The sequence below is a fragment of the Streptomyces sp. Tu6071 genome (assembly GCF_000213055.1).
In the GTDB taxonomy this organism is placed as follows: Bacteria; Actinomycetota; Actinomycetes; order Streptomycetales; family Streptomycetaceae; genus Streptomyces; species Streptomyces evansiae.
Window position 1 is genome coordinate 4,486,159 of sequence record NZ_CM001165.1, and the last position, 22,207, is coordinate 4,508,365.

The 22,207-nt window shown below is 74.1% G+C and carries 18 protein-coding genes and 1 tRNA gene; 14 read left to right on the plus strand and 5 right to left on the minus strand.

All coding sequences use genetic code 11. From position 1 onward, the window contains the following. Window positions 1–4: 4 nt before the first annotated feature. The 4 genes from moaCB (at window position 5) to STTU_RS18720 (ending at window position 3,610) form a co-directional block, all read left to right on the plus strand. The gene (moaCB, locus tag STTU_RS18705; RefSeq protein ID WP_007825698.1) at window positions 5–1,150 is read left to right on the plus strand and encodes a bifunctional molybdenum cofactor biosynthesis protein MoaC/MoaB; all 1,146 of its coding nucleotides are present in this window, start codon (window positions 5–7) and stop codon (window positions 1,148–1,150) included. Between the two features lie 26 nt (window positions 1,151–1,176). Then, window positions 1,177–1,851 carry a GNAT family N-acetyltransferase gene (locus STTU_RS18710; protein ID WP_007825699.1) on the plus strand — a complete coding sequence of 225 codons (675 nt, stop codon included), beginning with the start codon at window positions 1,177–1,179 and terminating at the stop codon, window positions 1,849–1,851. 165 nt (window positions 1,852–2,016) lie between these two features. Beyond that, entirely contained in the window at window positions 2,017–3,450 is a 1,434-nt protein-coding gene (gene glpR / locus STTU_RS18715; protein WP_007825700.1) for a gephyrin-like molybdotransferase receptor GlpR, read from the plus strand. An 86-nt stretch (window positions 3,451–3,536) separates the two neighbouring features. After that, window positions 3,537–3,610 (plus strand) — tRNA-Ala (locus STTU_RS18720). Here the strand turns inward: STTU_RS18720 and STTU_RS32260 are convergent. Continuing rightward, window positions 3,602–4,882: a M48 family metallopeptidase gene (locus tag STTU_RS32260; RefSeq protein WP_007825701.1), complete on the minus strand. Its 1,281-nt coding sequence runs from the start codon at window positions 4,880–4,882 to the stop codon at window positions 3,602–3,604. The two genes, STTU_RS18720 and STTU_RS32260, sit on opposite strands and share 9 nt — an antisense overlap. Before the next feature lie 344 nt (window positions 4,883–5,226). Between STTU_RS32260 and STTU_RS18730 the strand changes: the two genes are divergently transcribed. After that, a complete protein-coding gene (locus STTU_RS18730) occupies window positions 5,227–5,727 on the plus strand; it encodes a hypothetical protein (RefSeq protein WP_007825702.1) in 501 nt (166 codons plus the stop codon). Between the two features lie 182 nt (window positions 5,728–5,909). Here STTU_RS18730 and STTU_RS18735 read toward each other — a convergent pair whose 3' ends face one another. Next, window positions 5,910–6,395: a GNAT family N-acetyltransferase gene (locus STTU_RS18735; RefSeq protein ID WP_007825704.1), complete on the minus strand. Its 486-nt coding sequence runs from the start codon at window positions 6,393–6,395 to the stop codon at window positions 5,910–5,912. Window positions 6,396–6,472: 77 nt separating this feature from the next. Between STTU_RS18735 and STTU_RS18740 the strand changes: the two genes are divergently transcribed. After that, window positions 6,473–7,276 carry an exodeoxyribonuclease III gene (locus tag STTU_RS18740; RefSeq protein WP_007825706.1) on the plus strand — a complete coding sequence of 268 codons (804 nt, stop codon included), beginning with the start codon at window positions 6,473–6,475 and terminating at the stop codon, window positions 7,274–7,276. Window positions 7,277–7,445: 169 nt separating this feature from the next. Here STTU_RS18740 and STTU_RS18745 read toward each other — a convergent pair whose 3' ends face one another. Further along, window positions 7,446–8,129: a MerR family transcriptional regulator gene (locus STTU_RS18745; protein WP_052862524.1), complete on the minus strand. Its 684-nt coding sequence runs from the start codon at window positions 8,127–8,129 to the stop codon at window positions 7,446–7,448. 398 nt (window positions 8,130–8,527) lie between these two features. On the opposite strand from STTU_RS18745, the gene STTU_RS18750 reads away from it, so the two are divergent. The 6 genes from STTU_RS18750 (at window position 8,528) to STTU_RS18770 (ending at window position 15,203) form a co-directional block, all read left to right on the plus strand. Then, a complete protein-coding gene (locus tag STTU_RS18750) occupies window positions 8,528–9,028 on the plus strand; it encodes a peptidylprolyl isomerase (protein ID WP_007825712.1) in 501 nt (166 codons plus the stop codon). A 1,148-nt stretch (window positions 9,029–10,176) separates the two neighbouring features. Continuing rightward, entirely contained in the window at window positions 10,177–11,760 is a 1,584-nt protein-coding gene (locus tag STTU_RS18755) for a flavin-containing monooxygenase (protein ID WP_007825714.1), read from the plus strand. After that, window positions 11,757–12,812 (plus strand): alpha/beta fold hydrolase, encoded by a 1,056-nt coding sequence (locus tag STTU_RS18760; RefSeq protein ID WP_043255674.1) that lies wholly within the window; start codon window positions 11,757–11,759, stop codon window positions 12,810–12,812. The genes STTU_RS18755 and STTU_RS18760 overlap by 4 nt, the downstream gene beginning before the upstream one ends. Before the next feature lie 68 nt (window positions 12,813–12,880). After that, window positions 12,881–13,744 (plus strand): SDR family oxidoreductase, encoded by an 864-nt coding sequence (locus tag STTU_RS18765; protein WP_043257537.1) that lies wholly within the window; start codon window positions 12,881–12,883, stop codon window positions 13,742–13,744. A 99-nt stretch (window positions 13,745–13,843) separates the two neighbouring features. Further along, complete coding sequence (locus STTU_RS34980) at window positions 13,844–14,014, plus strand: hypothetical protein (RefSeq protein ID WP_199785029.1); 171 nt, start codon at window positions 13,844–13,846, stop codon at window positions 14,012–14,014. Window positions 14,015–14,546: 532 nt separating this feature from the next. Then, a complete protein-coding gene (locus STTU_RS18770) occupies window positions 14,547–15,203 on the plus strand; it encodes a hypothetical protein (RefSeq protein ID WP_234019264.1) in 657 nt (218 codons plus the stop codon). Here the strand turns inward: STTU_RS18770 and STTU_RS18775 are convergent. Further along, window positions 15,200–19,135 (minus strand): S41 family peptidase, encoded by a 3,936-nt coding sequence (locus tag STTU_RS18775; RefSeq protein WP_007825722.1) that lies wholly within the window; start codon window positions 19,133–19,135, stop codon window positions 15,200–15,202. The two genes, STTU_RS18770 and STTU_RS18775, sit on opposite strands and share 4 nt — an antisense overlap. A 338-nt stretch (window positions 19,136–19,473) precedes the next feature. Next, a complete protein-coding gene (locus STTU_RS18780) occupies window positions 19,474–20,760 on the minus strand; it encodes a SulP family inorganic anion transporter (RefSeq protein ID WP_007825724.1) in 1,287 nt (428 codons plus the stop codon). Window positions 20,761–20,863: 103 nt separating this feature from the next. Here STTU_RS18780 and STTU_RS18785 point away from each other — a divergent pair, with 103 nt between their 5' ends. Next, window positions 20,864–21,274 (plus strand): MerR family transcriptional regulator, encoded by a 411-nt coding sequence (locus STTU_RS18785; RefSeq protein WP_007825725.1) that lies wholly within the window; start codon window positions 20,864–20,866, stop codon window positions 21,272–21,274. 278 nt (window positions 21,275–21,552) lie between these two features. Beyond that, a complete protein-coding gene (locus STTU_RS18790; RefSeq protein WP_007825727.1) occupies window positions 21,553–22,149 on the plus strand; it encodes a TetR/AcrR family transcriptional regulator in 597 nt (198 codons plus the stop codon). The last annotated feature ends 58 nt before the right edge of the window (window positions 22,150–22,207 follow it).

Genomic DNA, 22,207 nt, shown 5'->3' on the forward strand with positions numbered 1-22,207 from the left:
CCTCATGACCGCCACGCCCGCGGGGGCCGCCGCCCCCGAGCCCGCGGACCCGCCGTCCGGCGGGCTCACGCACCTCGACTCCTCGGGCGCGGCCCGCATGGTCGACGTGACCCGCAAGGACGTCACCGCCCGCACCGCACGCGCCACCGGACGCGTCCTCGTCACCCCCGAGGTCGTCGCCCTGCTGCGCGGCGAGGGCCTGCCCAAGGGCGACGCCCTCGCGACCGCCCGCATCGCGGGGATCATGGGCGCCAAGCGCACCCCGGACCTCGTACCGCTGTGCCACCCCCTGGCCCTCTCCGGCGTGACCGTGGACCTGGAGGTCACGGACGAGGCCGTCGCGATCACCGCCACGGTCCGCACCGCCGACCGCACGGGCGTCGAGATGGAGGCCCTCACCGCCGTCTCCGTCGCCGCCCTCACGGTCGTCGACATGGTCAAGGCCGTCGACAAGGCCGCGACCATCACCGACATCCGCGTCGAGACCAAGACGGGCGGCAAGTCGGGCGACTGGCACCGCGACGGGCAGTCCGCCGGTACGGGCGAGGCCGAGCGGGGCCGTCCGCGCGAGGCGGCGCCCCGTACCCCGCTCGGAGCCCGTACCGCCCTCGTCGTGACCGCGTCGAACCGCGCCGCGGCCGGGGTCTACCCGGATCGCGGCGGGCCGCTGATCGCCGAGGCGCTGCGGGCCTGGGGCTTCGCGACCGAGGGCCCGCAGGTCGTGCCGGACGGGGCACCCGTGGAGGCCGCCCTGCGGGCCGCGATCGAGACCGGCTACGGCGTCGTCGTGACGACGGGCGGCACCGGGCTCACGCCCACCGACCTCACGCCCGAGGCGACACGCGCCCTCCTGGACCGCGAGATCCCGGGCGTCGCCGAGGCGATCCGCGCCGAGGGGCTCGGCAAGGTCCCGAGCGCCGCGCTCTCGCGCGGGCTCGCCGGGGTCGCGGGGACGACCCTCGTCGTGAACCTGCCGGGCTCCACGGGCGGGGTCCGCGACGGACTCGCCGTCCTGGAGCGCTGGCTGCCGCACGCCGTCGACCAGATCCACGGCGGCGACCACCGCCCGGCACCGGGGCAGACCGGTGCCGGCACCCACCCGGGGCCGGGCACCTCCGGCCCCGCCGAGAACGCCGGGAGCCCGAGCTGAACGGGTATCTGTCCACGTGGCCCGTCGTGCTGACGGAGGGCGACGTGACCCTGCGCCCGATAAGACAGCGCGACCAGAGCGCCTGGCGCGAGGTCAACCGGCGCAACCGCGACTGGCTGCGCCCCTGGGAGGCGACGATCCCGCCCCCGACCCCCTCGGGTCCCATCACGCACCGCCCGACCTACCGCCAGATGGTGCGGCACCTGCGCACGGAGGCGAAGGCGGGCCGCATGCTGCCCTTCGTCATCGAGTACCAGGGGCGCCTGGTGGGCCAGTTGACGGTCGCCGGGGTCACCTGGGGCTCGATGTGCTCGGCGCACGTCGGGTACTGGGTCGATCAGGACATCGCCGGACGGGGCGTCATGCCGACCGCCGTGGCGCTCGCGGTCGACCACTGTTTCTTCCGCATGGGCCTGCACCGCATCGAGGTCTGCATCCGCCCCGAGAACGGACCGAGCCGCCGCGTCGTGGAGAAACTCGGCTTTCGCGAGGAGGGCCTGCGCCCCCGTTATCTGCACATCGACGGCGGCTGGCGCGACCATCTCGTCTTCGCGCTGACGGCGGAGGAAGTACCGCACGGCTTGCTGACCCGGTGGCGGTCCCGGCGCAGCTCACAGGGGGAGCGGCGGGGCGACGGACGGGGTGACGCGCGAGGTGAGGCGCGGGGCGAGCGGGGGGAATGGAAAAGCCCCTCCTCGTAATTCGAAAAGTTATTCGAATGGAAGGGTGATCTGATCCTTACATACCATTCATGCCTTTCCGCTGATCGGATCGTTCCTAAAAATGCCCGTGTTATCAGTCGGTTCGTGCGACACACCGACTCAATTGGCGGATCGCCCGGCGAAAACCCCTCTACCGTGTGAGAGGTGAGCAGCAGTGGCCTCATTTACGCAGTCATCGTCGGGGCCTGGGCGGCCTATCTGGTGCCCATGTGGCTCCGCAGGCAGGACGAGCTGAACGAGGCCCGTCCGACGGAACGTTTCAGTACCGCCATCCGGTTGCTGTCCGGACGCGCGGGAATGGAACGCCGTTACGCCAAGGAGCTGCGGGAGCGCGCCCCGGGCGAACCGGCGCAGGCCCTCGCGGGCGAAGCGGAGCCGACCGAATCGGTCGACGTCCGCGCCTTCGCCGCGCCCAGGACCGTGCTGCGCGAGACCCCGCAGCAGCCGCCCGCCGCCCCGCACCCCGCCTCGCCCGGCCCTTCGCCCGCCGCGTCGTCGCCCCCGGAGGCCGTGCGCGAGCCGGTCGCCGAGGAGCCGCGCGGACGCGAGCAGACCCGGCACGCTGAGGCGGCACGGGTCCCGGCGGAGCCCGAGGCGGTGCGGGATGAGCGGCCTCGTACCGTGTGGAGCCCGGGTGCCGCCGAAGTGCAGGCGCGTGCCCGCCGCACCCGCGTGCTCGCCCGCCGCCGGCGCACCACCGTGCTGCTCTTCCTCGTCTTCACGCTCGGCTCGGTCGCCGCGGCCGTGTGGGGGCTCGGCTTCCTGTGGGTGCCCGCAGTCCCGGCCGTGCTGCTCAGCTCGTACATCGCCTACCTGCGCGGCCAGGAACGCCGCCGCTTCGCCTACACGATGGACCGCCGCCGCGCCGAGGACGCCGCCGCCCGCCTGCGCGACCACGGCCGCGGCGAACGGACCGAGGATCACGCCCCGGCGGCTGAACGGCATCACGCGGCCGAACGGCATCCGGCGGCCGAGCGGCGCCCTGGCCCTGACCGCCGTCCCGCGCCTGACCGCCGTCCCGCGCCCGACCGCCGCCAGGCTCCCGAGCGGCGGCCCGCCCACGAAGGGCGTTCGGCGCCCGAGCGTCGTCCGGCGCCCGAGCGTCGCCCCGCGGCCGACGACCGTCCGACCGAGCCGGTGGCTCCGCAGCCCGACGCGTCCGCGCGCCGCGCCGCCGCCGAGGAGGCGCGGCGGCCCGAGCCCGCCGGGCACCCCGACGCCTCCGCGCTCGCCGCGGGCCGCCGCGCCCTGGTGGAGCAGACGGACCACGCGGAGTGGGTCGACCAGCAGCGCGCCCCGGGCAGGGAGCCGCGCGGCGCGGGCTGGGATCCGGTACCCGTCCCCCTGCCGACGTACGTGACCGCGCCCGTCGCCCCGCGCGCGACCCAGGACGTCGACCTGGGCGCCCCCGACGTCTGGTCCTCCGCCCGCTCCACCTCCGCGGAACCCACTCCGCGGCCGGAGCCCGAGCAGCCCGTCGAGTCCCGTCCTTCGCGCCGCACGCGCGGGCGCCGCCGCAACACCCCGCTCTTCGACCAGTACGAGGAGAAGCCCCCGCGCCGCGCGGCGGGCGAGTGAGCCGGTGACCGCGCCGGGGCTCCTGACCTGTGCGGAACGGATTACCGAGCACCCCTTCGGGGGTGCTAGAGTTTCACTCGTCGCAAGGGCCTGTGGCGCAGTCCGGTAGCGCACCTCGTTCGCATCGAGGGGGTCAGGGGTTCGAATCCCCTCAGGTCCACAGACAACTGTTCCCGAGTTCGCTCGGGAAGGGTTCACGAGATCCCGTCCGATCTGATGATCGGGCGGGATCTTTTGCGTGTGCGGGGCCTCGCGTGTGCGGGGCCCTTGCCCGTGTGGGGTCTTTTCCTGTGCGGGGTTGTTCGGCGTGCTGGTCGGGTCCGGGTGGCCGGGGCCTTCCCGCGAGGGTGTCAGTGCGCGCTCTCGTCGTAGCCCGGCTTGTCGTCCTTGTCGGGGCGGCGGGGGAGAGGCCGGAGAGGCGGGAGCGGGCCTTGCTCGTGAGGCTGTTGGCCTCGCCGGCCAAGTCGGTGGCGAGGCGCATGAGGGGGTCCTTGCTGGTGCGTACGTCGTGGGCGTAGGCGCTCGCGGACTGGCGGAAGGACTCGCCGATCTTGGCGCTCGCGTCCTCCTCGCGGTGGGGGTAGTGGCCGTCCATGAGGCGCTGGTAGTCGCGGGTCGCGGCCCAGCGGTGCAGTTCGGCGGCGCGGACCGTGGTGAAGGGGTGCGAGCGGGGCAGCACGTTGAGGATCTTGAGCACCGAGTCGCGCAGGTCGCCGCCCGCCTCGTACTCCTCGGCCTGGCGCAGGAAAGCGGCGGTGTTCATCTCGGACAGGTGCTTGCCGCCCGCGAGCTTCATGAGGCCGCGCAGCGAAGCGTCCAGATCCTGGCCGACGAGGAGCCCGGCGCGGTCGGCGGACAGCTCCGACTTGCGGAACCACTCGCGCAGCGCGGCGACGAGCGCGTTGATCGCCACGCCGCCCAGCGGTATCCACGCCACTTTCAGTGCCATGGTCGTCAGGAACAGCAGGATCGTGCGGTACACGGAGTGGCCGGAGAGCGCGTGCCCCACCTCGTGGCCGATGACGGCCCGCATCTCCTCCTCGTCGAGCAGCTCGACGAGGCCCGTCGTCAGCACGATGACGGGCTCGTCCATCCCCACGCACATCGCCTGTGGTCGTGGGTCCTGCGTCACGAAGAGCGGCGGGAGACGCTCCACGTCGAGGATGCGGCAGGCGTCGACGGCCATCACGTGCAGGGAGGGGAACTGCTCCTCGTCCACCCGTACCGAGTCGGAGAGGTGGAGCAGGCGCAGGCTGCGCTCGGGGAGCATGCCGCTGAGCGCCTTGAAGACCGTGTCGAATCCGGTCAGGCGGCGCAGGGCGACGAGCGCCGAGCGGTCCGAGGGGTGCTCGTACGCCCGTGGTGAGATCCCCGGAAAGGGGCGGCGCACGCGCGCGGGCGCGCCTTCTTCTGCGTACCGGCCGTCGTTCATCGTGCTCCCCCGTGTCACGCCCCGGCCGCCAGGAACCCCACGTCCCCGGCGTGCCCACACCCTAGGCGACGGGTCCGACAAAGGGGTACGGGCCGGACGCGGCGGCCGCCGCCGAGGGCGCCCGGCTGACATTGGTCTGCCCTGTGACGTGCGGGTTTCTCCTAATCAGGAGCCTTTGTCGGTGGGGGACTTTAGGGTGGGGGCACTTCGGGCGGTCCGCGGGTGCGGGGCGCCGGGCGGTGGGGCTCGGCCGCTGGTGGTCTGTCCGGCGCCCGCCGTTCTCCCTACGGTGGGACGACGTAGGAGAGCCGGTCCAGGCAACGGGCTCCGGCACGGTTTCCGGCATGGGGGAAGAGGTAGCGATGGACGTGAGTCTGCTGGCCGGTGAGGGGGCGAGCGCGCTCGTCGGTCTGATGGTCGCCGACGGGTGGACGGCCGTCAGGGAGCGGGTGGCGCGGTTCTTCTCGCGCGGGGACGACGGCGCGGGGGAGGTGGAGCGGGTCGAGGCCGAGCTGGAGGAGGCGCGGGCGGATCTCGTGGACGCGGGCGAGGACCGTGAGATCGCCGAGGACGTCGAGGCGGCGTGGCGGCTGCGGTTCCGCCGGGCGTTGCGCGAGCACCCGGAGGCTGCGGGCGAGTTGCGCGCCCTGCTCGACGAACTGGCGCCGGAGCGGAGCCGTACGGGGAGCGGCGACACGTACAACTCGGTGAGCGGCACCGTGCACGGCGGCCTAGTCGTGCAGGGGCGGGACTTCGGCACCACGACCATCGGGTTTCCGCGGTCGGCGCCGCGGGGGGATGGCGGCGGGGGTGAGGGAGACGGAAGGGGGTGGTCCGGCAGCTGACGGTGGGCGGTGCGGGGCGCCGGAGGGTGATGCGGGTTTCCGCCGGAGGGTGATGCGGGTTCCCGCCGTGGAGCGAGGAGGCCCGGCGGAGCGGGACGTGGGCTGGAGGTGACGCGGGCCCGGAGGGTAGCGCGGGGCTCGGGTGTGGTGCGGTCTCCGGGGCGGCGCGCGGACCGTCGCCGTCAGTGGTGGAGGGGCTTCACGTAGCAGAGGCTCGTGTCGTACTCGCGGTAGAGGCCGAACTTGGCGGGGGCCGGGGTGTAGCCGCTGGAGAGGTAGAGGGCGACGGCCTCGGGCTGCATCGTGCCGGTCTCCAGGACCATGCGCGTGCGACCGGCCTCGCGGGCGTCCTCCTCCAGGAGCGCGAGGATGCGGCGCGCGAGGCCGAGGCCACGGGCCTCGCGGACCACGTACATGCGCTTCAGCTCGGCGTCGCCGTCCGTGTACCCCTCCTCGCTGGTGTCCTGCCGCCGCCAGCCGCCGGTGGCGACGGGGCGTTCGCGCTCGTCGTAGGCGAGGAGGTAGAGGCCGCGCGGCGGGGTGAACATCGCCGCGTCCAGCGGGGTCATGTCGCCGTCGTCACCGTAGCGCTCGGCGTATTCGAGCTGGACCTGGTCGTTGAGCTTGACGGCGTCCGGGTGGTCGTACGGGACGGGGCGGATCTGCATGAGGATGATCGTACCGCTGGTCGCATCTGTGGATAACTCCGGACGAATGTCCGAGCGCGTGCTCTAGGGTTTTGAGTGTGCTGATCGTGACGAGTGTGAACGTGAACGGGCTGCGTGCCGCGGCCAAGAAGGGCTTCACCGAGTGGCTGGCGGGTACCTCGGCGGACGTGCTGTGCCTCCAGGAGGTACGGGCCGAGGCCCACCAGCTGCCGGAGGAGGTGGCCCGCCCCGAGGGCTGGTTCAGCCTGCACGCGCCGGCCGCCGACAAGGGAAGGGCCGGGGTCTCGCTCTACACGCGACGGGAGCCCGACCGGGTGCGGACGGGCTTCGGCAGCGCGGAGTTCGACGGCTCCGGGCGGTACGTGGAGGCGGACCTGCCGGGTGTGACGGTGGCGAGCCTGTACCTGCCGAGCGGTGAGGTGGGGACCGAGCGGCAGGAGCAGAAGTACCGCTTCATGGACGAGTTCCTCACCTACCTCAAGGAGCTGCGCGAGCGGGCGGCGGCGGAGGGGCGCGAGGTGCTGGTCTGCGGGGACTGGAACATCGCGCACACCGAGGCCGACCTGAAGAACTGGCGGGGCAACCGCAAGAACGCGGGCTTCCTGCCGGAGGAGCGGGAGTGGCTGTCGCGGGTGCTCGACCCGGCGGACGGCGGCTACGTGGACGTGGTGCGCGCCCAGCACGCGGGGGTGGAGGGGCCCTACTCGTGGTGGTCGTACCGGGGGCGGGCCTTCGACAACGACACGGGGTGGCGGATCGACTACCACATGGCGAGCGCGGGGCTCGCCGGGCGGGCGCTGAAGGCGGAGGTGGAGAGGGCGGCGACGCACGAGGAGCGGTGGAGCGACCACGCGCCGGTGACGGTGACGTACGAGATGTGAGGAGGGGGTGGGAGAGGGGGAGGGAGGAGAGGGGAAGAGCGGCTGGGGTGGCGGGTCGGGGTCCGGGGTCAGGGTCGGGTGGGGTTCGGTGCCTTGCCCGGGTACGGGGTTCGTCCGAGGTCGGGGGCGTCTTTCGGTTCGGGTGCGGAGGCGGGTTCGGTCGGTGTGGTCAGGCAGGAGGGGGTGAGGTGGGTGGGGTCTCGGGGGTGGGTCCGGCGGGGGCGTCGGGTTCGTGGTCCGGGGCCGGGTCGGTGAGGCGGCGGTCGAGGGCGAGGGAGAGTTCGGCGTCCACGACGGCTTTGGCGAGCGGGCGGAGTTTGGCGGAGTCGGTGGCGAGCGCGTGGGGGCGGAGGGTCTCCAGGAAGAGGGTGGCGAGGGCTTCGGCGTGGACGCGGACCTGGCGGCCGGCCTCCAGCACGGTGGCGAGCGGGACGCCCTCGCGGACCAGGGTCGTGGAGACGTCGAGGAGGCGGCGGCTGATGTGGACGATCGCGTCCCCGTCGACGGCGAGGTAGCCGAGGTCGAGCGCGGCGGCGAGGTTCTCCGGGGTGACCTCGCCCGCGAAGTGGTCAGCCAGTTCCTCGGGTGAGAGGCGGACCGGGGTCTCCTCCGTCGGGGTCTCGCCGACGCCGAGGACATCGGCGACGTCCCTGCCGTGCTCGAATGCTTCGGCGAGTTCGGCGATGCCGTTGAGGGTGTGGCCGCGGTCCAGGAGCGCCGCGATGGTGCGCAGGCGGGCGAGGTGGTGCTCGTTGTACCAGGCGATCCTGCCTTCGCGGCGGGGCGCGGCGAGCAGCTTGCGTTCGCGGTAGAAGCGCAGGGTGCGGGTCGTGATGCCGGCGGCCTCGGCCAGCTCGGCGGTGCGGTACTCCCTGGCTGGGGCTGGGGCTGGGGCTGGGGCTGGGGCTGGGGCCTGGACCTTGGCCTGGGTGGGGGCCGGGGGCGTCGCCGGGGTCGGGGCGGAGGTCGGGGTCGGTGTGTCTGCCGAGGGCGTCGCCTGGGTGGGGTCCGGGGCTGGGGTCGGCGTGCTTGCCCGGGGCGCCGCAGGGGTGGGGCCCGGTGCGGGGGTGGGCGCCGGGGTGGGCTTGGGTGCCGGGGTGGGCTCGGTCGTCGGGTGCTCGTCCACGTGGCGCACCTTATGCGGGGTGGAGGGGTGGTGGAGGTGGGGCGGGGTGGGGGAGGGGGGAGGGGGCCCCACCCCCACGCTGGCACAATGCGGGGATTGTTCCGGATGCACCGAAGGAGAGCCGTATGACGCAGGTGAAGCTGATCACGAATCGCGGGGACATCGTGCTGGAGCTGGATGAGGAGAAGGCGCCGCAGACGGTGGCGAACTTCGTCCAGTACGTCAAGGACGGCCACTATGACGGGACGATCTTCCACCGGATCATCGACAACTTCATGGTCCAGGGCGGTGGTTTTGACGCGAAGATGGTGCAGCGGCCGACGCGGGGTGCCGTGCAGAACGAGGCGGACAACAAGCTGACGAACGACAAGTACACCGTGGCGATGGCCCGTACGAGCGATCCGCACTCGGCGACGGCGCAGTTCTTCATCAACGTCGCGAACAACGACTTCCTCAACCACAGCGGCAAGAACGTGCAGGGCTGGGGATACGCGGTCTTCGGCAGGGTCGTCGAGGGGCAGGACGTGGTTGACGGGATCAAGGTCGTGCCGACCGGCGTCCGGAACGGGATGCGGGACGTCCCGAAGGACGATGTGGTCATCGAGCGGGCTGAGATCGTCGGCTGACGGCGGTTCACCTCGCGTCGGAAGGCGCGGTGGCGGGCGGGTGGGCGTGGGCGCCCGCCCGCCCTTCGTCGTTTCCGCCGTTCCCCGGCCCCGGGGATGGTTCCGCGCGGCCCTCTGTAAAGAGGTGCCCCCGCTCCGTTCCGCCCCGCCCCGTCCCGGGGAGACGTCTCCGCGCAGCCCCTCTTACGGAGAGGCGCCTGCGCGCCGCCTCGCCCGCCGAACGTCGGCCCGCTCCGCCCGCCCGCCGAACGTCGGCCCGCTCCGCCCGCCCGCCGAACGTCGGCCCGCTCCGCCCGCCCGCCGAACGTCGGCCCGCTCCGCCCGCCCGTCGAACGCCGTCCCCGCGCCGCCGACCGGGGAGCGTCCCCGCCCCACCCCGCCCGCTCAGGTGCGTCCCTCGCCGCCCCTCCTGCGGACAGGCGTATCCGCGCTGCCCGCTCGCCGAATGTCGCCCCGCCCGCCCGACCCACCGAGGCGCATCCCCGCTCCGCCCGCCGAGGGGGCATCCCCCCGCCCGCCGAACACCGCCCCGCCCGGCCCGCCGAGCCGCATCCCCGCCGCTCCTGCGGATAGATGTCGCCGCGCCGCCCCGCCCGCCGAACGGCGTCCCTGTCCCGCCCGCCGAACGGCGTCCCTGTCCCGCCCGCCGAACGGCGTCCCTGTCCCGCCCGCCGAATGCTGTCCATGCCCCCGCCGTCGAGGGGCATCCCCGCGCAGCCTCTCCTGCGGATAGACGTCTCCGCGCAGCCCGCTCGCCGAAAGCCGCCCCGTCCGCCCGATCCGCCGGGGGGCTTCCCCCGCCGCCGAACGCCGTCCCCGCGCGGCCCCTCCTGCGGATAGATGCCTCCGCGCCGCCACGCCCACCGAACGCCGTCTCCGCGCCGCTCCGCCCGCCGGGGAGCCCCCCCCGCCCGCCGGGGAGCCCCCCCGCCCGCCGAGGAGCCCCCCGCTCGCCGAGGAGCGCCCCCGCCCGCCGAGGGGTCCGCCCGCCCGCGGGCATCCCCGCGCCGCTCCCCCCCCCGGAGGGAATTCGTACCGGCGGTAACAAGTCGCGTTCGACCCCTACCCATGAGTACGGGTCTGTTCTACGCTCCAACCGTGCCAGTGATTGCTGGCAGCATCGTCGGGAGAGTGCGGGAGGCGGCTCGATGGCGAAGACAAGCAGCGGCACCCATGTGCGGGTGGCCGTGGTCGGTTCGGGGTTCGGGGGGCTCGGCGCTGCCGTGCGGCTGCGGCGCGAGGGGGTGACCGACTTCGTCGTCCTGGAGCGTTCGGGCTCCGTGGGCGGGACCTGGCGCGACAACACGTATCCGGGCTGCGCCTGTGACGTGCCCTCGCACCTGTACTCCTTCTCCTTCGCGCCCAACCCCGAGTGGCCGCGCACCTTTTCGGGCCAGCCGCACATCCGCGCCTACCTGGAGCGCGTCGCCGACACCTTCGGCCTGCGCCCGCACCTGCGCTTCGACAGCGAGGTGCGGCACATGCGCTGGGACGGCGAGCGGATGCGCTGGGAACTGGACACGGCCTCGGGGCCGTACACCGCCGATGTCGTCGTCTCGGCGACCGGGCCGCTCTCGGACCCGAAGATCCCGGACATCCCCGGGCTCGACACCTTCCCCGGCAAGGTCTTCCACTCGGCCCGCTGGGACCACGACTACGAGCTGCGCGGCAAGCGCGTCGCGGTGATCGGTACGGGCGCCTCGGCGATCCAGATCGTCCCGGCGATCCAGCCCGAGGTCGAGCGGCTCACGCTCTTCCAGCGCACGCCCGCCTGGGTCATGCCCCGGATGGACCGCGAGGTGAGCGGTCTGGAGCGGCGGCTGCACCGCGCGCTGCCCTTCACGACGGCCGCCCGCCGCGCGGCGCTGTGGGGCATCCGCGAACTCCAGGTGCAGGCGTTCACGAAGCGGCCCGACGAACTCGGGCTCGTGGAACGCCTCGCGAAGGCGAACATGCACCGGTCCGTCAAGGACCCGGCGCTGCGCGCGAAGCTGACGCCCTCGTACCGCATCGGGTGCAAACGCATCCTGCTCTCCAGCGCCTACTACCCGGCCCTGGCACGGCCGAATGTGGACCTCGTCGCCTCCGGGCTCAGCGAGATCCGGGGCAACACCCTTGTCGCCGCCGACGGTTCGACCGCCGAGGTCGACGCGATCGTCTTCGGCACGGGCTTCCACGTGACGGACATGCCGATCGCCGAGCGCGTCGTGGGCGCGGACGGGCACACGCTCGCCGAGAACTGGAAGGACGGCATGGCCGCGCTGCGCGGCGCGACCGCGAGCGGCTTCCCGAACTTCATGACCGTCATCGGCCCCAACACCGGGCTCGGCAACTCCTCGATGATCCTCATGATCGAGGCCCAGCTGAACTACCTCGCCGACTACCTCCGCCAGCTCGACGTGCTCGGCCCGGGGACCGCGCTCGATCCCCGCCCCGCCTCGGTCGACGCCTGGAACGAGCGCGTCCAGACCCGTATGGAGCGCACGGTGTGGAACACCGGCGGGTGCACGAGCTGGTACCTCGACGCCTCGGGGCGCAACACGACCATCTGGCCCGGTACGACGGCCGAGTTCCGCGCCGCGACCCGGCGCGTGGACCTCCTGGAGTACGAGGTACGGCGGCCCCCGCGCACGGGCTCCGCGCCGGACCCCGCAGGCACCGCCCGTACCGCCGACGACGACACCAAGGACACCAAGGACGCCCAGGACGCGCAGGAGGTGGCAGCCGCATGAGTCCGCTGCTGAGGAGCCCCGGTCACGCCGTGCGCGGTACGTACGTGCCGCCCGCGCCCGTACGCGAACCGCGCGTCGTCTCGGCGGACGGCTCGCTCGTGCACGTCGAGGTCTTCGGGCCCGAGGACGCGCCCGCCGTCGTGCTCGCGCACGGCTGGACCTGCTCGATCGCCTTCTGGGCGGCGCAGATACGCGCGCTCGCCCCCGACCACCGCGTCATCGCCTACGACCAGCGCGGCCACGGTCGCAGCCCCGCGCCGCTCGGCCCCCTCGGGTACAGCCCGAAGGCGCTCGCCGACGACCTCGAAGCGGTGCTCGAAGCGACCCTCGGCCCCGGCGAGCCCGCCGTGCTCGCCGGGCACTCCATGGGCGGCATGACCTTCATGGCCGCCGCCGAACGCCCCGCCTTCCGCGAGCACGCCGCCGCCGTGCTGCTCTGCTCCACCGGCCCGGCCCGGCTCGTCGGCGAGGCAACCGTCCTCCCGCTGTCGAAGAGCCCCCTTCGCAGGCGGCTCACCGGCGCGGTGCTCGGGGCGCGCGCGCCGCTCGGGCCCGTGACGCCGGTCGGGAAGAAGGTTCTCAAGTACGGGGTGATGGGGCCGGGCGCGAGCCCCGAGCAGGTCGACGCCTGCGCGCGGATCGTGCACGCCTGCCCGAGCCCGGTGCGGTACGGGTGGTCGCGCGTGCTCGAAGCCTTCGACGAGGAGGCGGGGCTGCGCGCGATCGAGGCGCCCACGGCCGTCCTCGTCGGCTCGGCCGACAAGCTCACGCCGCCCGTGCACGCCCGCCTCATGGACGAGTCGCTGCCGCACTCCCTCGGGCTCACGACCCTCCCGGGCCTCGGCCACATGACGCCGATGGAGGGCCCGGCAGCGGTGACGGGAGCGATACGGGACCTCGTCACGACGTACGTCGTGGCGGGCGAAGCGGCTGCGGCCGAGGCCCCGTCAGTCGTCGGCGCCGCTGCCGGTTCCGGCGCGTCCGGCGCCGCAGCGCCCGCTGCCACGTCCCCCGCCAAGCGCGCCGCCAAGACCGCCAAGGAGTCCGCATGAGCACCCAGCCGCCCGGCACCGGCCGTCCTCTCACCTCGCGTTCCGACCGCCGTCGGCGCCCCGGCCCTCTGGAGGGGCAGGTCGCGGTGGTCACCGGGGCCGCGCGCGGGGTCGGTGAGCTGCTCGCGCGCAAGCTCTCCGCGCACGGGGTCCGCGTCGCGCTCGTGGGGCTGGAGCCCGAGGCGCTCAAGGACCTGTCCACACGGCTGTACGCGGACAGCGACCACTGGTACGCGGACGTGACCGACCAGGCCGCGATGACCCAGGTCGCCGCAGAGGTGAAGGAACGGTTCGGGAAGGTCGACATCGTCGTCGCCAACGCCGGGGTCGCGACCGGGGGCCCCTTCATGGACTCCGACCCCGACTCCTGGCGGCGCGTGATCGAGGTGAACCTCCTCGGAGCGGCGGCGACCGCCCGCGCCTTCCTGCCGCTGCTCGCCGAGAGCCGCGGCTACCTGCTCCAGGTCGCCTCGCTCGCCGCCGTCACCCCGGCCCCGATGATGAGCGCCTACTGCGCGTCGAAGTCGGGGGTCGAGGCGTACGCGCACTGCCTGCGCGCCGAGGTCGGGCACCTCGGTGTGAAGGTCGGCGTGGCCTACCTGAGCTGGACCGACACCGACATGGTGCGCGGCGCGGACCAGGACGACGTCATGCGCGAACTGCGCTCCCGGCTGCCGTGGCCGGCGAACAAGACGTATCCGCTGAGCCCCGCCGTCGACCGCATCCTGCACGGCATCGAGCGGCGCTCGGCGCACGTGTACGGGCAGTGGTGGCTGCGGCACATGCAGTCGGTACGGGGCGCGCTGCCGATGCTCATCGGGACGGTCGGCGCGCACGAGGTCGCCCGGTACGGGGAGCGGCTCGCGCAGGTGCCGAAGGGTCTGGTGGGGGCCGGTGGGGCGGCCGACGAGCGGAGCAGGGGCGGCGTCTGATCGACATGCGGGGCCGGTCCGCCCGTGCCAGGCTGGGACGGGGCGTTCGTCAGGGGCGCCCCCTTCTCTTCCCCACCCCTCTTGAGGAGTGAGCGCTACATGGGCATCAAGGACCAGTTCCAGGACAAGGCCGAGCAGCTCAAGCAGAAGGCGAAGGACGCGAAGGATCAGGCGTCCGAGAAGTCGTCCGACGCCCCGGACCAGGCCCGCGAGAAGGGCCAGGACACGGCCGATGACCTGCGGGGGAAGATGGGTCACGACGACAAGTGACACCGGCGTCCGCGCGGTGCGCGTGCGCGGCTGAGCGCGCGGGCGGTGCGTGGGCGATGGAGGGCGGTGGAGGCGCGGCGGCGGACCGGGAACGGTCGGCCGCCGCGCTCGTATGCGGGCGTTCTGGTGCGGAGCCCGCAGCAGACAGAACGTTCGTTCCGGCCACCTGCGAGCCGAGCAGGCGGGGGAACAGAACGTTCGTTCCGCACCGCCGCCTCCGGTCCAGCAAGACAGAACGTTCGTTCTGCGCTCGCCGGTTGGTGGCCGCCATCGGGCAAAACGTTCGTTGCGCGGACATGCGTAACGAACGTTCTGTCTCATCCGGTCCGGCTGCGTCGGCGCGCGTAACGAACGTTCTGCCTCATCCGGTCCGGCTGCGCTGGCGCGCGTAACGAACGTTCTGCCTCGCTCCTCCGTCATGGGGTAAACGCCGCCGCCGGAGGAGGAGCCCGTGACCGCCAACCCGCGCCCATCCCGTCGGTCGCGCCCACCCCGCCCGTCGTGCCTACTTCGCCCGTCGCGCCAGCCCCTTATGCCCGGTCTGCCCCGCCCGTCGCGCCTGCACCTCCTGCCCCGTCTGCCCCGCGCGTCGCGCCTGTCCTCTCCGCCCCGTCAGCCCCGCTCCTCGCGCCCCCGCCCCTCGCGCCCCCGCCTCCGGCGACTCGGCGTCCTCCTCGCCCTCGCCGCTCCCCTCGCGCTCGTCGTTCTCGCCGTGCGGGCGGCGCCCGGTGAGGAGCCGGATCGGGGGCTCAGCCGTACGCAGGCGCTCGCCTGCTCGCCGTACGTCGTCGAGGGGGAGGTCGTGCGGACGCGACCGGCGAAGGACGAGGGGATGTCCGTGTGGCTGACCGTGCGGGTGACGCGTTGGTACAAGCCCGCCGCGCCGGGGGCCGCGTTGCGGGAGGCGCCATTGCGGGTGCTGGTCGCCTCCGCGCGGGAGTCGGGGGACGAACCCGTCGAGGCCGGTGAGCATGTACTCGTGCGCACGTCGGACCGTCCGGAGGCGGACTGGGCCGAACTCCACCGCGCCGACGAGGCCGTCGGGCGCGACCTGGGCCGCGACATCGCGCAGGGACGCGCCGACCTGCGCCGTGATCTGCCCGCGTCGGCCGATGTCATGTGCCCGGACTGGTGGCACGAGCGGGGATCGGCCCGGGTGGGCGACCTCGAAGCGGCCCAGAACCGCTAGGCCGACTCGGGCGCCGTCCCCTCTCCCTGCCCCGCGGAACCCCGCCCCGCGGAACCCCGCCCTGCGGGGCCTTGTCCCGCGGACCCCCGCGGCTCTGAGCCCGCCGAACCCTGCTCCGCCGAGTTTCGCCCGGCAGCTCCCTGCTCCGCCGAGCCTGGCCCCGCGGACCCCCGCGCCTCTGAGCCCGCCGAACCCTGCTCCGCCGAGCCTCGCCCCGCAGCTCCCTGCCCCGCCGAGCCTCGCCCTGCAGACCCCCGCCCCGCCGCTCCTCGCGCCCCCGAGCCCCGCTCCACCGGTCCTGGCGCCCCCGGCCCCCCTCCCGCTGAACCCCCCGCCCCCGCCCGCGTCCCCCGCTTCGGCAGTTGTGGGCGGGCGCGGTCCGGGACGGTTGCCACGGTGGGGGGTTCCGCGGGGGGTTGGGAGCGCAGGAGGTCCAGTGCGAGGGAGACCGCGTCGTCGAGTTGGGCGTGGCGGCCCTCGGCCCAGTCGAGGGGGGTGCGCAGGGCGGGGACGTCGGGGTCGACGCCGTGGTTCTCGACGCCCCAGCCGTACGCGTCGAACCACGCCGCGTTCATCGGGACCGTCACCACCGTGCCGTCGACGAGCCGGTGGCGGCCTGTCATGCCGACGACGCCGCCCCAGGTCCGCTGTCCGACGACGGGGCCGAGGCCGAGGAGTTTGAAGGCGGCCGTGATCATGTCGCCGTCCGAGGACGTGGCCTCGTCGGCGAGCGCGACGAGGGGGCCGCGCGGGGCGTTCGACGCGTACGAGACGGGCATGGCGTCGCGCGTGAGGTCCCAGCCGATGATGCGGCGCGTGAGTTTCTCGAGGACGAGTTCGCTGATGTTGCCGCCCGCGTTGCCGCGCACGTCGACGATGAGCGCGGGCATCGACATCTCCAGGCGCAGGTCGCGGTTGAACTGCGCCCAGCCGGAGCCGCCGAGGTCGGGGATGTGCAGGTAGCCGCACTGCCCGTCGCTCAACTCCCTGACGACGGCGCGTCGTTTGGCGACCCAGTCGTGGTAGCGCAGCGGGCGCTCGTCGACGAGGGGGAGCACGGCGACGCGGCGCGGCGGGCCCCCGGTGGTGCTGGCGAAGGTCAGTTCGACGCTCGTACCCGCCGCGCCCGCGAGGAGCGGCGCGGGGCCGGTCACGGGGTCCACCGGACGCCCGTCGACGTGCGTGAGGACGGCGCCCTCGCGGATGCCCGTACCGGCGAGCGGGGAGCGGGCGCGCGGGTCGGAGGACTCGCCGGGCAGGATGCGCCGCAGTTCCCAGGCCCCGTCGCGGCAGGTGAAGTCGGCGCCGAGGAGGCCCTGCGCGCGCTGGTAGTGGGGCGGGCCCTCGCTGCGGCGGGCGGCGGTGACGTAGGCGTGCGAGGTGCCGAGTTCGCCGTACGCCTCGCGGAGCAGGTCGGCGAACTCGTCGGGGGAGGCGACGCGGTCGAGGAGGGGGCGGTACTGGTCGAGGACGGCGTCCCAGTCGATGTTGCTGAGGCCGGGGTCCCAGAAGTAGGCGCGGATGACGCGTCCGGCCTCGTCGTACGCCTGCCGCCACTCGGCGGGCGGGTCGACCTCGTGGAGGATGCGGCGCGGGTCGATGTACGAGGTGCCCGCGTCGTCGGGCAGGTCGTTGGCGGGGACGGCGCGCAGTTCGCCGTCGTCCACGACGACGAGGCGGCTGCCGTCGCCGCTGACGGCGAAGGCGTCCATGTGGTCGACGAGCTGGGTGCGGCGGGCGCGGGCGAGGTCGAAGTGTTCGAGCGTGGGGCGGCTGGAGGTGTCGGCGGGGTTGACGAAGGTCTGCCCGAGCGCGCCCGAGATGGGCCAGCGCAGCCACACGAGGCCGCCGCCCGCGACGGGGGAGAGCGAGGAGTACTTCGACGCCGGTACGGGGAAGGGCGTGACGCGGCTCGCGAGGCCCTCGGCCTCGACGATGACGACGCCCTCGTATCCCGAGGCGCGGTCGTCCGGGTCCAGGCCGCCCGCCGCCGGCCGGCCGTCCGCGCTGAGCGCGAAGGGCGAGGGGGTCGCGGAGGAGAGCGTGACGAGGTGGGGGCGGCAGCCGAGCGGGAAGGAGAGGTCGCCGGTGTGCACGTCGTAGACGGGGTCGAAGCCGCGCCAGGAGAGGAAGGCGAGGTAGCGGCCGTCGCGCGTGAAGACGGGGTTCTCGTCCTCGAACCGCCCGTCGGTCACGTCGATGAGGGAGAACGGTCCTTCTCTCTCGCTGATCCGCGCGAGCTTGATCTGCCGCAGACTCCGCCCGACCCCCGGGTGCGACCACGCGAGCCACGCCCCGTCCGGCGAGAACGCGAGATCCCGCACGGGCCCGTTGAACGACCGCACGACCTCGACGACCCGCGCCTCGGGGGGCTCGGAGGGCACGGAGGGCTCGGAGGACTGGGGGGTCTCGGCGGACTCGGGCTCGGGGCCTTCGGCGGATTCGGTGGCTTCAGCGGACTCGGCAGACTTGGCGGCTTCGGCGCTCCCGTCTTGCTCAGCCCCCTCTGCCGCCCTGGCCCCCTCTGCCGCCCCGGCCGCCCCAGCCCCCTCGGCCCGCTCAGCCTCCCCGGCCTCCCCCGCCCCGCCTTCGTCAGCGTCCCCCGCCTCCGCATCGCCCCCACCCGCCGACCCGCTCCCCGTGACCGGCGGGTCCACGAGGAGGAGCCGTCCGTCGTGTGTCGCGACGGCGAGCCGGTCGCCCTTCGGTGAGGCGACCAGTTCCTCGACGAGTCCGAGCCGCCCGTGCGCCCAGCGGCGGACCGGGCCCGGGGTGCCCGCGCGGGGGAGCGGGGCGATCTCGATGCCGTCGGCGCCGCCCGCGTCGCTCACGTACGCGACCGAGCCCCCGCCCCCGTAGAGCACCGGCATCCGCACCCGGACGCCCGGCGTGTCCGCGAGGGTACGGGCGGGCCCGTCGCGGTGCGTGAGCCAGTACAGGCTGCCGCGCACCGCGACGGCGCTCGCGCGGCCCGTCTCGTCGGGGCAGACGGCGTCGAGGTGGCGCGCGGCGGGGACCTGGTGGCGGCGGCGGCCGGAGCGGGGTCCGCCGAGGCGGATGTCGAGGCGGCGCGGGACCGCGTCGGGCGCGAGGTCGTCGACGAGCCACAGCTCCCCCGCGCACTGGTAGACGATCCGCTCGCCGTCGCTCGCCGCGTTGCGGGCGTAGAAGGCGTCGTGGTCGGTGTGGCGGCGCAGGCCGGAGCCGTCCGGGCGGCAGGAGTAGACGTTGCCCACGCCCTCGTGGTCGGAGAGGAAGGCGACGCGGTCGCCGACGAACATGGGGCAGTCGAGGTGCCCGTCGAGGTCGGCGAGGAGGCGTTCGCCGTGCAGCCACAGGCGGCCGGTGGCGCCGCCCCGGTAGCGCTTCCAGGCGGCCGGTTCGTGCGGGGGCGTGCCGGTGAGCAGGAGGGTGCGCTCGTCGCCGTCGTGGCCGCGCTGCGCGAGCGCGGCGACGGGGCCCCAGGGGAGGGGGCCGCCGGGGGAGCCGTCGGTGGGGACCTTGTAGGCCCAGGCGAAGTACGAGAACGGCTGTCCCTGCGAGGAGACGGCGAGGATGTCGCTGCGCCCGTCCGCGTCGGGCGGGCTCCAGCCGCACACGCGGGTGTCGCGCCCGGCCCAGTGGGTGAGCTGGCGCACGGGGGTGTCGCCCGCGACCTCGGCGAGGTGGATCTCGGGGTCCAGGCTGCGCCAGGAGACGAAGGCGAGGTGCGCGCCGTCCGGGGAGAAGCGGGGGTGGCTCAGCTTCGTGCGGTCCGCCGTGAGTCGGCGGGCGAGGGAGGGCTCCGTCGCGCCGGGGGCGGGGAGCGGGGCGAGCCACAGGTCGTCCTCGGCGACGAAGCAGAGGAGGTCGGCGTGGAGGGCGGGGTGGCGGAGGTAGGCCGCTCCGCCCCGCGGGTACGGGTCCCTCGGGTGCGCGCTCACCTCTCCCATGCTCTACGCGCGGCGGGGCGCGGCAACTCGGGAGCGGGGCGGGGGCGGCGGGGCGGTACGGGGTCGCGGGCGGAGGACCGTACGCGTAACGGACCGCCCCGCCCCCCGTGCCGCCTGACTATGGGCCCCCCTCCACCCCCCCCGTGCCGCCGGGCTACGCGCCCCCTCCGCCCCCGTACCGCCCGGCCACAGGCCGCCCCCGCCGCCCGTACCGCACCCGGTCACGTGGCGCCCCGCCGCCCGTACCGCACCCGGTCACGCGGCGCTCCGCCGCGCCTACCGCCCTGCTACCGCCCGCCCCCGCGCCTCAGTTCCCGCGCCTCAGTCCCCGCGCCGCCTCAGTCCCCGCGCCGCGCCGCCCCCCACCAGCCGTACCGCCGCGCGAGGAGTGTCAGGCACGTGCCGCACACGACGCCGATCGCGAGGTTGTGCGTCGCGACGACGACCGCGACCGTCAGGACCATGACGGCGCTCTCGCCCACGGGTGCGCGGCGCAGCGTCCTCGGCGTGATCGAGCGCCAGTCGAAGGTCGTGAGCGAGACCATCACCATGATCGCGACGAGCGCCGCCATCGGGATCTCGGAGACGGCGGGCCCGAGCGCGAGGCACAGCGCCATGAGGAAGGAGCCCGCGAGGAAGGTCGAGACGCGGGTGCGGGCCCCGGAGACCTTCACGTTGATCATCGTCTGGCCGATCATCGCGCAGCCGCCCATGCCGCCGAGGAGCCCGGAGACGACGTTGGCGACGCCCTGGCCGACCGACTCGCGCGTCTTCGACGACGGTGTCCCGGTCAGTTCGTCGACGAGGCGCGCGGTCATGAGCGACTCCATGAGCCCGACGAGCGCCATGGCGAACGCGTACGGGAGGACGATCCGCAGCGTCTCGGCCGTGAAGGGCACGTCGGGCAGCCCCGGCGTCGGCAGCGAGGACGGCAGTGCGCCCTTGTCGCCCACGGTCGGCACGGCGATGCCCGCGCCCACCGTGAGCGCGGTGAGCACGGCGATCGACACGAGCGGCGCGGGGACGATCCGGCTCAGCCTCGGCAGCAGCACCATGAGCGCGAGCCCGGCCCCGAAGAGGGCGTACACCGCCCACGGCACGTGGCGCAGCTCGGGCAGTTGCGCCAGGAAGATCAGGATCGCGAGCGCGTTGACGAAGCCGGTCATCACCGCGCGCGGCACGAACCGCATGAGCTTCGCGACGCCGAGCGCGCCCAGCACGACCTGGAAGGCCCCGGCGAGGATCACGCCCGCGACGAGGTAGCCGAAGCCGTGCTCGCGGTTGAGCGGGGCGGTCACGAGGGCGACGGCGCCGGTCGCGGCGGAGATCATCGCGCGGCGCCCGCCGACGAGCGCGAGCGTCACGGCCATCGTGAAGGACGTGGTCAGGCCCACGGCCGGGTCCACGCCCGCGATGACGGAGAAGGAGATCGCCTCGGGGATGAGCGCGAGCGCGACGACGAGCCCGGCGAGCACCTCGGTGCGCCACACGCGCGGGTCGGAGCACCAGGCGGGGAGGAACCGGCGGCGCGGGCCGGGGCCCGAGGGGTCGGGGCCCGAGGGGACTGCGGCGACGGGCGCGGTGTCGTCGGGGAGCGCGTCCGCGAGGCCGGGCGAAGAGGTCACGGGTACCTGTCGGGGGACGAGAGGGGCGGGGGAGCGCCCACACTCTACCTTTACGTAAGGGTAGGGATGACCGTTGCCGGGGCGCCGGTGCGACAATGCCCGCGTGACGGGCGAGCGCATGCGGATCGGTGAGGTGGCGGAGCGCACGGAGTTGTCGCTGCGCACGATCAGGCACTACGAGGAGACCGGCCTCGTCATCCCCTCGGCCCGCTCCCAGGGCGGCTTCCGCCTCTACACCGAGGCCGACGTCGCCCGGCTGATGGTGGTCCGGCGCATGAAGCCGCTCGGATTCACCCTGGAACAGATGCGCGAGCTGCTCGCCGCGACCGACCGCCTCGACGCGGGCGCCGGGTCCCTGGAGCCGGAGGAGCGCGAGGCGCTGCTCGCGTGCGTACGGGGCTACGAGCGCGAGGCGGGGGCGCAGGTCGAGCGGCTGCGGGTGCAGCTCGCGCGGGCGGAGGAGTTCGCCGAGACCCTGCGCGGCAGGCTGCCCGGCCCGGACGACGGGAAGTGAACCCGCGCTCCGGGCCCGCGCGGACCCGGGGCGGCGCGGCCCCGTACCCGCCGCGGGCCACGCGTGTACGTACCGGATAAATAAGGGCAGCGCAGCACGCGTGGCCCAGCTCACGTACGAAACTGTTTCGTTTCGCTTGGTGGGCGGGTACGCTCACAGTGTGCGAGAGCGCACTCGGCTCCGCTCCTGGAGCTAGGGTGCGCAGACCGACGCGTGTCGCTCGACCGTCCCTCCCCGGGGCGGGGCGGACACGCGGGAGCGAGCAGGAGGTGGGCCGGATGGCTGGAGCAGTGGGCGCGACGACGCGTCGCAGCCGTCTGACGCCGGAGCGCGAGGCCGAGTTGTACGGCGCCGTGCTCGACCTGCTCCGCGAGGTCGGCTACGAGGCGCTCACCATGGACGCCGTGGCTTCCCGCACCCGGTCCAGCAAGGCCACCCTCTACCGCCAGTGGGGGAGCAAGCCCGAGCTGGTCGTGAAGGCGCTGCGCCATCACAAACCGCACTCGATCGCCGACATCGACACCGGCAGCCTGCGTGGGGACTTCCACGCGATGGTGGGCAGCCAGGACGATTGCCGCATGGCGGAGGACGCCGCGCTCATGCGCGGGATCGCCATGGAGATGAAGAGCAACCCCGATCTGCACCGCGCCTTCCGCGAACTGCTGATCGAGCCCGAGATCACGGGGCTCGCCCAGGTGCTGCGGCGCGCGGTGGAGCGCGGCGAGGTGGACGCGGACAGACCAGCGATCGACTTCGTCGTGCACATGATGGTCGGTGCCTTCGTCGCGCGGCAGATGATCGACGCGCGGCCCTTGGACCGGGACTTCCTCACCCGTTACATCGACGCCGTGGTGCTCCCCGCCCTCGGCGTCTGACCCCGAAGACCCCGCGCGGACCGACGCGCGCCCCTCGATCTCCCCTCCCCACCGGGCC